This window comes from Streptococcus sp. SP1, from assembly GCF_030440005.1.
Classification (GTDB): domain Bacteria; phylum Bacillota; class Bacilli; order Lactobacillales; family Streptococcaceae; genus Streptococcus; species Streptococcus parasanguinis.
Genome location: NZ_JAQFJJ010000011.1, coordinates 58,927 through 72,048 on the forward strand (window position 1 = coordinate 58,927; position 13,122 = coordinate 72,048).

Sequence of the window (13,122 nt, forward strand, 5' to 3'; positions counted from 1 at the left end):
GTGTTTAAAAACTAGGAAATCAGAGGGGAAGCCTCTTTTTTTCCTAGTCAGCTTGCTTATTTTTTAATTTCTTCCATGATGTAGGCTTCGATGGTATCATCTGTCTTGATATCATTGTAACCTTCAATCATCAATCCACCTTCACGACCATTTGTGATCTCTTTGACATCATCTTTGAAGTGCTTCAAGCTTGCTAAAGCACCGTCATAGATCACGACACCGTCACGAATGACACGAACTTTGGAATCACGTGTAACCTTACCGCTAAGGACCATAAATCCACCGATGGTACCCACTTTAGAGACTTTAAAGGTTTCACGAATAACTGCTTCCCCGATCACTTTCTCTTCAAATTCAGGATCCAACATTCCCTTCATCGCATCTTCCATTTCTTCAATCACTTTGTAGATGATTGAGTGAAGACGGATTTCCACCTCGTCAGCTTCAGCTTGTTGACGTGCTTGTGGAGTAGGACGGACGTTAAATCCGATGATGAAAGCATTTGAAGCTTCTGCAAGGGTTACGTCTGATTCGTTGATAGCACCAACCGCTGAGTGAACGATGGTCACTTTCACACCTTCTACTTCAATCTTTTGAAGGGAAGCAGCAAGGGCTTCAACCGAACCTTGTACATCGGCTTTAATGATGACATTAACAGATTTCACTTCCCCAGCCTTCAAGGTATCAAAGAGATTTTCAAGGCTGACGCGGTTGGTTGCTTGACGTTGTTTCATCAGAGCACGTTTGGCACGTTCTTCACCAGCTGCACGCGCAGATTTTTCATCTTCATAAACCGCGAAGTGGTCACCCGCCATTGGAGCTTCGTTCAAACCAGTGATAGAAACAGGAGTAGATGGTCCTGCAACCTTCACACGACGTCCAAGGTCATTGGTCATGGCACGGACACGTCCAAAGGTATTTCCGACAACGATTGGGTCTTGGACATTCAAAGTTCCTTGTTGAACAAGGAGGGTTGCCACCGCACCTTTTCCTTTATCCAAACGCGCTTCGATAACGGTACCGATAGCACGAACAGTTGGATCTGCCTTGAGTTCTTGGATTTCAGCCACAAGAAGGACAGTTTCCAACAACTCATCAATGTTTTGGTTGAACTTGGCTGAGATTTCTACAAATTCAGAATCCCCACCCCAAGCTGTCGACATAACACCGTGTTCCGCCAATTCACCGATGACACGTTCTGGGTTGGCACCTGGTTTATCAATCTTGTTAATAGCCACAATGATTGGAACATTGGCTGCTTTTGAGTGGTTGATGGCTTCAATAGTCTGAGGCATAACCCCGTCATCTGCCGCTACGACCAAGATGGTAATATCGGTAACAGATGCACCACGTGCCCGCATAGAGGTGAAGGCCGCGTGTCCAGGTGTATCCAAGAAGGTAATCTTCTTGCCATTTTCAACGATTTGGTAGGCACCGATGTGCTGGGTGATCCCACCTGCTTCACCTGTCGCCACACGAGAATTACGAAGGGTATCCAAAAGGGTTGTTTTACCATGGTCAACGTGTCCCATGATAGTTACAACTGGTGGACGTTCCACTAACTCATCTTCGTTCAGATAACCATCTTCCACGAAGAAACGTTCAATATCGGCATTATCCACTTCTACCTTTTTCTTGGCTTCAATTCCATAATCGACCATCAAAAGTTCAATGGTATCCCCATCCAGCGATTGATTTTGAGTTGCCATAACTCCCATCATGAAGAGCTTCTTGACGATTTCAGCTGGCTCTCTCTTGATACGTTTTGCGATTTCTGCAACCGTCATTCCATCCGTATACTCAAATTCACTTGGTAATTCATGGAATTTACGCTCTGTTACTGGTTTTGGAGCTTCTGTGCGGTTGTTCTTTCCCTTTTTATTCTTCTTATTGTTATTCCAGTTACTATTTTTTTGATTTCTCACTTGATTTTGACTACTTCGATTCCTTTGTTGTTTTCTTGGACCATCTTCCTCACGATCAAAATCATCGCGTTTCTTATCTGGTCGCGCTTGTTTCTTACGGCGTGTATCTACTTGAGCTGGAGTAGCTACAACAGCTGGCTTCGTATGGCTTTCAACAGTCGGCTCCTGTACAGGTGTTTTCACTTCAGGTACTTCTACCCGTTTCCGGCGCTGTTGACGTTCTTGTTCTGCTTTTGCGGCTTGTTGTTTATACCGATCTTCACTTCCACGCGCATACTCAGCATTTTGTTCTGCTTTCAATGCTGCTGCACGCGCTTTGAAATCAATTTTTGGTGCCACTTGGGGTTGAGCACTACGTCTTTGATCTGGTTTGTTATTGCGACGATCAAAACCTTGATTTCGGTGTTCATTTCGATCTTGTGGTCGTTGATTTCGGTTGTCACCATGACGCTGATTGTCCTTGCGATCACGTTTTGGACGATTGTCTTGTTGTTTTCTACGTTCTGCCTGCTCTTTTGCGCGCGCTTCTCGTTCCGCTTTAAAGTTACGACTCTTTGGTTTAGCAGCTGGTGTTACTGATTTTGTCTCAGTTGTCCCTTCTTTTTTTACAGGCGCTGCTTCTTTTTTCTCTGCGACAGCCGTTGTCTTGGCAACCACTTCTGCTACTTTCTTTTCGACTGTTTCTTTTTTCGCTGAAAAGCTCTTGATCAACTTTTCAGCAACATCAGTATCGACACTAGATGCATGACTCTTGACGTCAAAACCTAATTCTTTCGCACGAGTGACGACTTCCTTACTTTCCTTGCCCAATTCTTTGGCAATTTCGTATAATCTTTTCTTAGACAATTGCTGTCCTCCTCTTCTATTCCATAAGAGACCTCATTTTCTTTGAAAATCCAGCATCTACAACAGCGACGACCTTACGAGCACGTCCAATTGCAGTGCTTAATTCTAGTGTTGAAAACACGGTAGATACTTGAACCTCATAATAGTGACCCTTATCTGTCACCTTTTTTGTCAGGTTACTAGCTGCATCATTTGCCAGAAAAACTAATTTTGCTTTTTCTTCCTGGATTGCTTTGATCACAAGTTCTTCTCCAGAAATGAGTTTTCCTGCTCTTTGCGCCAAGCCCAACAAATTACTTATCTTTTGCTTATTCAAGGCCTAACTCTCTTCTCTTCACCTTATGATCTACATAAGCGATCAATTCATCATAGAAAGCTTCTTCCACTTCCATATTAAAGCTACGATTAAAAACTTTCTTTTTCTTAGCAAGTGCCGCTTCTTCATTGTCTAACTTGATGTAAGCACCTCGACCATTGGCTTTGCCAGTTGGATCGATAAAGACTTGTCCTTCTTTATTTTTGACAATGCGGAGCAAATCGCGCTTATCAATAATTTCATTTGAAACGACAGATTTTCTTAAAGGGATTTTTCTTGTTTTTACCATTTTCCCTCCCTCTCTTAATCGACTTGCTCTTCGTCACTTTCTACTTGGTCTTCAAAAGTTTCTTGAGCTGCTTCCATTTCTTCAAACTCACTAGCAGATTTGATATCGATGCGGTAACCAGTCAAATGAGCCGCCAAACGAACGTTTTGACCACGACGACCGATGGCAAGAGATAGTTTATTATCTGGAACCACAACGAGAGCATGTTTGCTATCTTCATCATCAAAAATAACTTGGTCCACTTCTGCAGGAGCGATCGCATTATAGATGAATTCAGCTGGATCTGGAACCCATTCGATGACATCGATGTTTTCTTCCGTCGGAACCATACGTTCTAATTTTTGATCGTATCGAGCTGGGTGGAATTTGCTGGTAATCTTTTTAATGTTCGATCCACCACGACCAACGATAGTCCCAATCGCATCTACGTTTGGATTATGGCTACGAACCGCAACTTTTGTACGATCTCCAGCTTCACGAGCTACACTCATAATCTCAACAGTTCCATCATATACTTCAGGAATTTCTTGTTCCATCAAACGTTTGATCATTTCAGGGTGGCTCCGGCTAACAAAGACATTGACACCACGTGGATTATCTTCTACCTTGTAGACAAATACTTCAATTCGATCATGAGATTGGAACACTTCTCCTGGAATCTGGTCTTGCTTAGACAATTGTGCTTCGATTGAGCCAAGATTGACATAGATAAAACGATTGTCAAAGCGCTCCACCGTTCCACTCATGATTTCATTTTCATGTTCTTTATAAGTGTTATAGGTGATGGTGCGCGTTTGCTTACGCATTTTTTCCATGATCGTTTGTTTGGCAGATTGAGCTGCTACACGACCAAATTCAGCTGGCGCTTCTTCAAACTTGATCTTGTCCCCCAACTCATAAGCAGAGCTAATGGCCAAGGCATCCTTCAAGCTAATTTCTAAACGGCTATCAAAGACTTCATCCACCACTTCACGAACCGTATAAACACGGAAATCTCCAGTTTTTTCATTGAATTCAATCGCTGCACTTTCTGATTGTCCATAACGACGGCGATAAGCTGAACGCAATGATTCTGTGACTGCTTCGATGATATCTTCTTTTTTGATCCCTTTGTCTTCTTCCAAAATGCGGAAGGCTTCTAGCATTTCTTTACTCATGTTATTCTTGCCTCTTCTATAAAGGCATCCTTTCTTTCATTCTGTTACAATTTTACAGCCAACCTTGCTTTGGACACAAGGTTATAAGGAATATCCACTGTTTTCTTCCGTGTTTTATCCATATACTCAATGGTCAAAACATCCTCTTCAAAACCTACCAAATTCCCCTCAAAGACCTTTTGCTTTTCAACAGCCTTGTACAAGCTGATATTGACGTACTTGCCAACAGCTCCCTCGAGTGCTTCCTTGGTTTTCAATGGTCTCTCCAGGCCAGGACTGGTAACCTCTAAGAGGTACTGTTCTGGAAATGGGTCTGGTTTGATTTGATCCAATAGCGGGCTAATGATTTCTGTCAAATCCGCTGTATCATTCAGTGTGATTCCTTCTGGTTTGTCTACGAAAATGCTTAAGACGTAGTCACCACCCATTTTGCCATATTCAACATCGACCAATTCAAATGGTTCCTTTATAGCTGGCTGAATCACTTCTGTTACTAAGTCAACAATTGTTGCGATGGTTGCCACCTCCTCATAGATAAGAGGCGAAGATATTTCCCCGCCTCTCCTTTTCTATTCATTTAAGATATTATAACACGATTCCACAATGATTGCAAGGAATATGCTAAAACTGTGCTTCTACACGGTAAATGACCTGGCCTTTACTTGAGAACTTCTTCTCATATTCAGTCATGACATTGCCCTCAAAATCACTGGAATGAAGGTCTAACCAAACCCCTTTCAAGATCATACCGTATTGCGAAAAACTCACCAAGCTATATTCAAACAATCCACGATTATCTGTCTTAAAGTGAATCTCCCCATGTTCTGGAAGAATTTGCTTGAAGGTATCTAGGAAGGTCTTGTAAGTCAAACGACGCTTCTCATGACGTTTCTTAGGCCAGGGATCTGAAAAATTCAGATAGAGTTGATCAATCTCTCCATCTTCAAAATAGTTGGTCAAGCTATCCCCGTCTACCCAAAGTAATTTAATGTTAGGAACATCAGCCTCTAAGACCTTATCTAAGGCATAACTCAAGACCGATTTTTGAATATCAATTCCGATGTAGTTGATCTCTGGATTGGCCTTGGCCATCCCAGTAATAAAGGCCCCTTTTCCGCTTCCAACTTCAATATGAATGGGATGATCATTCCCGAAAATCTCATGCCATTTCCCCTTAGCATCTTCTGGATTTAGGACCACATATTGCGGATTCGCTTCTAATAATTCAGTCGCTCCCTTGCGATTTCTAACTCTCATATTTCCTTTCCATATTTCAACCGGAAATTGCGCAGAGCATAGATCTCGCGATTGACATTTTCTAAATCATTATTTTCATAGTATTTAGCAATTTGGCACAAGAAAGAGTATTGACCAAACCAATAGAGTTTATCAAATACTTTTTGATTGTACTTGTAGCCATAATAGCCTAACCAATCGCGCCAATTAGAATCTGGGATATAGTGACTCAAGATATGCGCCACATCCAACATCCGGTCTGTCAAACGAACAGAGTCCCAATCGACTAGATAAATCAAGCCACTCTCTGTCTCAATCCAGTTGCTATGACGAACATCTCCATGGACGATCGTCGCATAATCCTCCCGAAAGGCAGGCACTGTCTTACGTAAATTCTTTACGACTGATTGGATATAGTGATTCTGACGTAGGGCAATTGGCAACCGGTTACTCCAAGAATTGAGCAACTCTAATGGAGATTCCACAGGATAGCCAAGTTTTTTCAATTGGGTCATCAAAGGTCTAGAACGGTGCAATCTCGTTAAAATATTGACGACTTGTTTTTTCGACATCCCATTTGGTGTGAGAATTTCCCCATTCAACCATTCTTGGGCACTCATCACATTTCCATCCGGCAAGCGGCGACTCCATAACAATTGAGGAGCAATCTGTTCTTTTGCTAGACCCGCAAGGATTGGGGTCGTATTCATTTTTACAAAAACGCGCCCGCCATCTGGGTAGGTCCCCATGTAGGCCTTCCCACTCTTCCCAGGAATCGGGGTGAGGCTCAGCTCTTTTTCATTCGAGTCCATCTTTTCCTCCGTAAAAAGTTTCCAATCTATTTTACTAATTTTAACGATTTTCGTCAACCAAGCGCGTCATCTTAAATGGAAGATAAAGCAGGGTTAAAGCAACTGTATAAGCCAATAAGCCCAACAACAGGACTTTATCTAAAATAAAGACTAGGCCAATCCCCCCTTCTATCACCGTTATCATGCTCATGACCAGCTGAATCGTTTTGTTCAACCCTGCCTTTTTACTGCCCTTTTTCATCGGGAAAAGGAGGGTCAACGGTTGGTAATCAAAAGCACTGTAAAGCCCCAGTAATTGAAAAATAACCAAGTAATTGAGCAAGGCTACAAGGGCAATCACTACGAGAGGCTGGGGAATAAAGATGATAGCGAGAATGGAAAGAGCCAAGAGTCGTAGAGTCATAGAGAAAAGATCTCCATTCCGTAGGAAGGAGCGCATATATAAGTAAAGCCAAGTATTCCCATGTGTTTTGGGAAGAAGCCCTAAGAAACCATCCAAGTAAGCTCTTCTTTTGACACTGTTGGTAATGCCCTTCACCGTTGTAAACAAGGCAAAGAAGCGAAGGATCAATTGTTTCCTTGCATTCTCACGAGCAATGGCCAAGGTCCAATTCAAATTTCCATCCTGATAGAATCGCGCTTCCTTCCAGCTAAAAACAGCCCTTTTAGCCACCCCTAAGACAAGGATATAAGCTACAATAGCAAGTTTATCCAGCCCCGTTGCAAGAAGAAGAGGAACAAATAATAGAAGGACAAAACTTTGAATCAAAAACCAAAACACAAATGACTTCTTGGCCTGCCCTTTGATATAACTCTTCACTTCCTCTTCCTTTACTAAAAGGAATAAAGCATCGGGCTTCTCTAAGTAGGTCGCAATGGAGCCAATCGGAACCAAGAGGAGCAAGCCAATCATGAGACTCCAGCGGATCAGGCTTGTATCTTTGGGTAGATCTTTCAAGAATTGGCTGTATTGAACCGCCAGAAATCCTATGAAAACCAGCATAAAGAGGACGAAATGATCATTGAGAACATAGCGGCTATATTTTACACATTGAGTTCGAAACGTTTGTTGCCGTTTTTTCATCAACTCTTTCATGCTGTTTCCTCTTCTGTCAAGGTCATATAGATATCATTTAGACTTGCCTTCTCATCCCCAAAAGTTGAACGCAACTCATCTAAGGTCCCTTGTGCTCGGATCTGACCCTTATGGAGGATTACAAAACCATCACACATCTTTTCAGCCGAATCCAGAACGTGGGTACTCATCAAAATCGATTTTCCTTTTGCTTTCTCATCTGCCAATAACTGAATCAAATCTGCAATCGCAACAGGATCCAATCCCAAAAAGGGTTCATCGACAATATAAAGACTTGGATCCACTGCATAGGCGCAAATAATCATGACCTTTTGCTTCATCCCTTTTGAAAACTGGGTCGGGAACCAATCTAATTTTTCAGCCAAACGAAATCGTTCCAACAAGGGCTGGACGCGCCCCATGACCTGATCCATGTCTAAATCATAGGCCATAGCTACGGTCTCGATATGCTCTCTCAAGGTTAATTCTTCATATAGACTAGGGGTTTCTGGAATATAGCCGATTTTTTTACGATAGTCAGTTGGAGCTTCTGGAAGGCTCAGGCCGTCAATCCGTACTTCCCCAGCATAAGGATGCAGGAGACCAATAATTTCATTAATCGTGGTTGACTTCCCAGCTCCATTTAGTCCAATCAAACCAATCAGTTGGCCATCCGGAACTGAAAAACTCACCTCTTTCAGGACAGGGATGTTGACATAGCCCCCTGTCAACTTGTTGATTTCTAACATATTTTCTCCAATTTCTGGTATAATGTTCTTATATTATAACAAAATTTAGTCTAAATGAGGTGTATTTATGGTTGATGATTGTATTTTTTGTAAGATTATAGCTGGCGACATTCCTTCCTCCAAAGTCTATGAGGACGAGGAAGTCCTCGCATTTTTGGACATCTCTCAGGTTACACCAGGTCATACGTTAGTGGTTCCAAAAAAACACGCTCGCAACCTCTTAGAGATGGACGAAACCGCCACAGCTCAACTATTTGCACGTGTCTCTAAAGTTGCAAAAAAAGTAGAAACAGCTACCCAAGCTAAGGGAATGAATATCATCAGCAACATGGAAGAAGTTTCTGGACAAACCGTTTTTCACACACATGTCCACATTATCCCTCGCTATTCCGATCAAGATGAGCTTGCCATTTCATTTACTGAACACGAGCCTAATTTTGAACAACTAGCAGTTCTCGCAGAAACCATCAAAAACAGTTAAAAAGGAGGCCATATGAAACTAAAAAATCTCTTTTGGTTTGCAACAGGAGCTAGCATTAGCTACCACCTGGTAAAAAACCGCAAAGAAATCAAAACAGAGGTGACTGAATCCAGCCAATTGGTCAAGGGAATTCAAGATAACCTAGCAAAAATCCAACGCAATCTGGATATTATCCAAGACCAAAAGACCAATCTTCAAGAATTGGTAACGGATTTCCAATACAAGACCAAACTGTTTCGTCAACAAGCAACAGCCTCTCTAAAAGAAATTCAAGACATCTGGCAACCAGGTAAAAACGATTGAGAAGACTCAATCGTTTTTTTCTTATTCTGAAGGTACCGCAGGTGTCACACTGCTCGACTCTGTAGCTGCAGGAGCAACTGGTGTCACTGGTGCAACAGAACTTTGAGGTGTCACCACTCCCGTATCCTGGCTCGATGGGACAACCGGTTGTTGATAAAAATCTTGGTATACTGGAGCTTCCTCAGATGCTGGAACTTGGCTATCAACTTGAGAAGAGTTCCCCTTCAAACTATCATCCCCATCCAGCAGATAAGCATTGGTTTTCAATGTTTTTATTTCTTTCATACCCAAAGCTTTGCGGATAATATTTTGAATTTTTAAGATATGTTTTGAAGTCACAATTTGGTAACTTCCGCCATCTGCTAAGGTGGCATCTTCTCCTTTCAGCTGGTACTGATGAATCGTTGAAAGGGCATCTTTATATCCTAACAATTGAAGAAGACTGTTGCTATCAAGTGAAATGTTGGTTTGCATATTGTCACTAACAGACTCAATGATTCCTTTGTAATGACTCAAACTATTGAGGCTTAAAACTTTCTCAACAATCTTTTTGATCACTTCACGCTGGCGTTTTTGACGTCCGTAGTCTCCTTCTGGGTCTTGGTAGCGCATCCGTGAATAAACGAGTGCTTGGTCCCCATTAATCTCCTGACGTCCTGGTGAGATCTTAGCCGTATATTCTGGCTCATTTTCCTCGATCGAGATATCGAAGTCGAATGGATTGTTAACCGTGATGCCACCAACCTTATCCACTAATTGAACCAACCCCTTCATATTGATCATGACATAGCGGTCAATATGGATATTCAAAAGATCTTGAATAGTCTTAATGGCTAATTTGGCACCGCCTTGAGCATAAGCTGAATTCAATTTTGCTTGGACTGTTTCGCCATCTGAAGTAATATTGGTTAGGATATCTCTTTCCAAGCTTGTCATGGTTGTTTCTTTTGTTTGAGGATTGACAGTCACCAAAATCATGGTATCACTATTTCCGGCCCAAGGATCTTCCCGAGAACCACTACCTGTATCAACCCCCATCAAAAGGATAGTCATTGGCTTGTTTTCTGCAATGACATTGGTCTCATTTCCAAAGCCCTTATAAGTCTTACTGAGAGTTCCAGTCGTTTGGTTAAGGATGGTAAGACCATACGCTCCAACCCCAATCACTGTTACCGTCAATAAACTCAAAAACATCAAAATAATCTTTTTAACCATATAGAATCTCTCTCTAATCTATCAGTTTCCCCATAAGGTAAACATCTAAGAATTCTCCTTCAGCTGAACAAGCTCCACGAGCTTGGCAACCTTCGATTTCAAAACCTAATTTTTTATACAGGTGAATCGCCCGTTCATTACGTACTTGGACATTCAAGACTAGTTTGCGAAGAAGACCAGTCGAGTGTGCCCACTCAAGCCCTTCTTCCAGTAAGATCTGTCCAAGTCCTTGATTCCAATAAGCTTTTTGAACCACAATAAAGACATCACCAATATGCTGAATGGACCGTTGAGAAGCTGCAGTAATATTTAACAAAGCCGCCAGTTCCTGATCTAGAAATAGCAAGAGGCAAATCCGGTTATCCGCCATCTCTTGCACCGTTAGAAAATGCTCCATATCTGCTGGAGACATGCCAATCCCAGCTTCATCTAGCGTCATGTAATCTGACTCTTTCCCGACTCGATTTAAGAAATCAACGACAAGAGCCGCGTCTGCACTTTCAGCTTGCCGAATTTCTAATGTCACTTCCTTTTCCTTAGTCATCCGTTTTTCCCACCTGCTCAAAGGATGTTAGTAAAGTCTCTGCACGCGCTCCATGAGCTTCAAAAGCTAACTCTCGCCCCTCTTCCAATTTTCGGATAAAAATTTTTAGATAAGCATCCGAGAGACTCGGCTCAATCAGCTCTCCCCATTCAATAATGGTAGCACCATCTCCAAATAGAAAATCATCTAAATCAATAGAATCTGGATCATTCCCAATCCGGTAAACATCCAAATGGTATAAAGGCAAGCGGCCTTCGTATTCACGAACAATGGTATAGGTCGGGCTTTTAATCATCTGATCAATCCCTAACCCCTTTGCAATTCCCTTTGTAAAGGTCGTTTTCCCTGCCCCTAGATCACCTGATAAGATGATTACGTCTTGCTTTTCTAAGAGTTTTCCTAGCTGTTTTCCTAGAGCGATCAGCTCCATTTCATTGTGACTAATCATTCCTCTATTATATCAAACTTTTTTAAATTCTGCTCTTTCTTTTAAAAAATGTTCGAGTAAAGACTTCTTGTGATGGGGAATCCTAGGGGAAAAAAGCAAGTTTCTCCCATAAACTCCTGTTTGAACACTTTGTTTATCCTTCCAAAAAAGAATGGGAGTCACCCCATTCCTTTTTGAATATTTCCCTGAAAACTAATTCAAGGCCATACTAACGTAGTTTAAAATAAAGAGAACATCTAAAATCCAAATCATGCTGTGCACTTCTTTAGCTTCTCCTTTAACCACTTTCACCAAGCTATAGGTGATAAATCCAGCAGCGATCCCTTGTGTAATCGAGTAGCTGAAGCCCATAAAGATAGAGGTGAAGAAAGCAGGAACTGCTTCTGACATATCTTCCCAATGGATATTTTTCAAGCCACTCAACATCATGATCCCAACAACAATCAAAATTGGTGCTGTTGCAGCGGTCGGTACAATCGCTAACAAAGGGCTAAAGAGACTTGAAATAGCAAAACAGATCGCTACAACCAAGGCTGTCAGACCAGTTCGTCCACCAGCTCCAATACCGGCTGCAGATTCGACATAAGTCGTTACATTTGAAGTTCCTGCAATGGCTCCGACTGAAGTCGCTACTAGGTCTGAATAGAGGGCCTTATCTAATTTCGCTGATTGATGGTTTTCCCCATTTGTCGCAACAATCCCAACTTTTTCACCCGTACCGATTAAAGTTCCAATTGTATCAAAAATATCAGTCAAGGAGAAGGCTAAGATGGCCATTAAGGTCTCAGGTAAACGAGAGGTATTTGAAATCAACGAACCCAATCCTTTCGAACCCAAAGCTTGACCAAAGATCGTGCCCAAATCATTAAAGGCAGCTCCTAGATGGTTACTTGCAAAGTCAATTTTAGTGATATCAACCACATGGATGAGAATTCCAAGCACAGTCGTCACTAAGATAGAAAGGATAATGCCTCCCTTAATCCCTTTGACAACAAAGAAGATGGTAATCGCAAGACCAACAAGAGCCAAGAGGACAGCTGGATTGTTAAAATCAACCAAGCCTGGAACAGCAGATGCATTGGCTGAGATCGTTGCATTCCCCTTATCTGCCCCTTCTCCGACCACTGTATAGGTATGAGGGTCAATCGTGAATTTCAAAAATCCTGCATTCTTAATTCCAACATAGGCCAAGAAAATCCCGATCCCCGCTGAAATAGCAGAGCGAAGAGCGGTCGGAATCGATTCGATGATCATCTTCCGAACATTTGTCAATGTGATAATTAATGAAATCACACCACAAATGAAGACCATTCCCAAAGCTTCCTGCCATGAGTAGCCCATACCAAATACAACGGTAAAGGTAAAGAAAGCGTTTAAGCCCATTCCTGGTGCTTGTGCATAAGGTAAATTGGCATAAAAAGCCATCATCAAGGTCCCGACAACGGATCCAATAATCGTTGCAAGGAAGACCCCTTGAGCTGGCATACCTGTTTGTGACAACATTTGAGGGTTTACGAAGAGGATATAACTCATCGCAAAAAAGGTTGTCAAACCAGCAAGAACCTCTGTCCGAACAGTGGTTCCATGTTCTGAAAGTTTGAAAAACTTATCCATTTCAGAATAAACTCCTTTTTTATCATTCTCGCTCCCAATCAATTTGCGAACGTTATATCTATTCTACCAAAAGATCTTTCGCCTTTCAAGAAATCCCGCTTCTCTTCTCTAT

15 protein-coding genes are annotated in these 13,122 nt (G+C 42.0%); 2 read left to right on the forward strand and 13 right to left on the reverse strand.

Annotation, left to right across the window (positions count from 1 at the left end; genetic code table 11):
- Positions 1–56: 56 nt before the first annotated feature.
- The 9 genes from infB to PCY07_RS06995 form a co-directional block, all read right to left on the reverse strand.
- Positions 57–2,771 carry a translation initiation factor IF-2 gene (infB, locus tag PCY07_RS06955; protein WP_301355796.1) on the reverse strand — a complete coding sequence of 905 codons (2,715 nt, stop codon included), beginning with the start codon at positions 2,769–2,771 and terminating at the stop codon, positions 57–59.
- A 16-nt stretch (positions 2,772–2,787) separates the two neighbouring features.
- Entirely contained in the window at positions 2,788–3,087 is a 300-nt protein-coding gene (locus PCY07_RS06960; protein WP_003010399.1) for a YlxQ-related RNA-binding protein, read from the reverse strand.
- Complete coding sequence (locus PCY07_RS06965; protein WP_003010401.1) at positions 3,080–3,376, reverse strand: YlxR family protein; 297 nt, start codon at positions 3,374–3,376, stop codon at positions 3,080–3,082. The genes PCY07_RS06960 and PCY07_RS06965 overlap by 8 nt, the downstream gene beginning before the upstream one ends.
- A 14-nt stretch (positions 3,377–3,390) precedes the next feature.
- Positions 3,391–4,533, reverse strand: a complete 1,143-nt coding sequence (nusA, locus tag PCY07_RS06970; protein ID WP_049518462.1) for a transcription termination factor NusA — start codon at positions 4,531–4,533, stop codon at positions 3,391–3,393.
- Positions 4,534–4,577: 44 nt separating this feature from the next.
- The gene (rimP, locus tag PCY07_RS06975; RefSeq protein ID WP_003018457.1) at positions 4,578–5,057 is read right to left on the reverse strand and encodes a ribosome maturation factor RimP; all 480 of its coding nucleotides are present in this window, start codon (positions 5,055–5,057) and stop codon (positions 4,578–4,580) included.
- A 97-nt stretch (positions 5,058–5,154) separates the two neighbouring features.
- On the reverse strand, positions 5,155–5,790 hold the full coding sequence (gene trmB / locus PCY07_RS06980) for a tRNA (guanosine(46)-N7)-methyltransferase TrmB (RefSeq protein WP_301355800.1): 636 nt from the start codon (positions 5,788–5,790) through the stop codon (positions 5,155–5,157).
- Positions 5,787–6,581 (reverse strand): cell cycle regulator CcrZ, encoded by a 795-nt coding sequence (ccrZ, locus tag PCY07_RS06985; RefSeq protein WP_003003852.1) that lies wholly within the window; start codon positions 6,579–6,581, stop codon positions 5,787–5,789. Before ccrZ ends, trmB begins: the two co-directional genes overlap by 4 nt.
- 40 nt (positions 6,582–6,621) lie before the next feature.
- Positions 6,622–7,677, reverse strand: a complete 1,056-nt coding sequence (locus PCY07_RS06990) for an ABC transporter permease (RefSeq protein WP_301355803.1) — start codon at positions 7,675–7,677, stop codon at positions 6,622–6,624.
- The gene (locus PCY07_RS06995; RefSeq protein ID WP_013904732.1) at positions 7,674–8,405 is read right to left on the reverse strand and encodes an ABC transporter ATP-binding protein; all 732 of its coding nucleotides are present in this window, start codon (positions 8,403–8,405) and stop codon (positions 7,674–7,676) included. The genes PCY07_RS06990 and PCY07_RS06995 overlap by 4 nt, the downstream gene beginning before the upstream one ends.
- A gap of 67 nt (positions 8,406–8,472) precedes the next feature.
- On the opposite strand from PCY07_RS06995, the gene PCY07_RS07000 reads away from it, so the two are divergent.
- The gene (locus PCY07_RS07000) at positions 8,473–8,886 is read left to right on the forward strand and encodes an HIT family protein (RefSeq protein WP_003018459.1); all 414 of its coding nucleotides are present in this window, start codon (positions 8,473–8,475) and stop codon (positions 8,884–8,886) included.
- 12 nt (positions 8,887–8,898) lie between these two features.
- A complete protein-coding gene (locus tag PCY07_RS07005; protein WP_003018523.1) occupies positions 8,899–9,189 on the forward strand; it encodes a hypothetical protein in 291 nt (96 codons plus the stop codon).
- Between the two features lie 21 nt (positions 9,190–9,210).
- Here the strand turns inward: PCY07_RS07005 and PCY07_RS07010 are convergent, their stop codons facing one another.
- The 4 genes from PCY07_RS07010 to PCY07_RS07025 form a co-directional block, all read right to left on the reverse strand.
- Positions 9,211–10,404 carry an LCP family protein gene (locus PCY07_RS07010; RefSeq protein ID WP_301355805.1) on the reverse strand — a complete coding sequence of 398 codons (1,194 nt, stop codon included), beginning with the start codon at positions 10,402–10,404 and terminating at the stop codon, positions 9,211–9,213.
- A gap of 13 nt (positions 10,405–10,417) precedes the next feature.
- Positions 10,418–10,948 carry a GNAT family protein gene (locus PCY07_RS07015; protein WP_013904730.1) on the reverse strand — a complete coding sequence of 177 codons (531 nt, stop codon included), beginning with the start codon at positions 10,946–10,948 and terminating at the stop codon, positions 10,418–10,420.
- On the reverse strand, positions 10,941–11,396 hold the full coding sequence (tsaE, locus tag PCY07_RS07020; protein WP_003018467.1) for a tRNA (adenosine(37)-N6)-threonylcarbamoyltransferase complex ATPase subunit type 1 TsaE: 456 nt from the start codon (positions 11,394–11,396) through the stop codon (positions 10,941–10,943). The genes PCY07_RS07015 and tsaE overlap by 8 nt, the downstream gene beginning before the upstream one ends.
- Positions 11,397–11,588: 192 nt before the next feature.
- Entirely contained in the window at positions 11,589–13,010 is a 1,422-nt protein-coding gene (locus PCY07_RS07025; protein WP_003018462.1) for an NCS2 family permease, read from the reverse strand.
- Positions 13,011–13,122 lie beyond the last annotated feature (112 nt).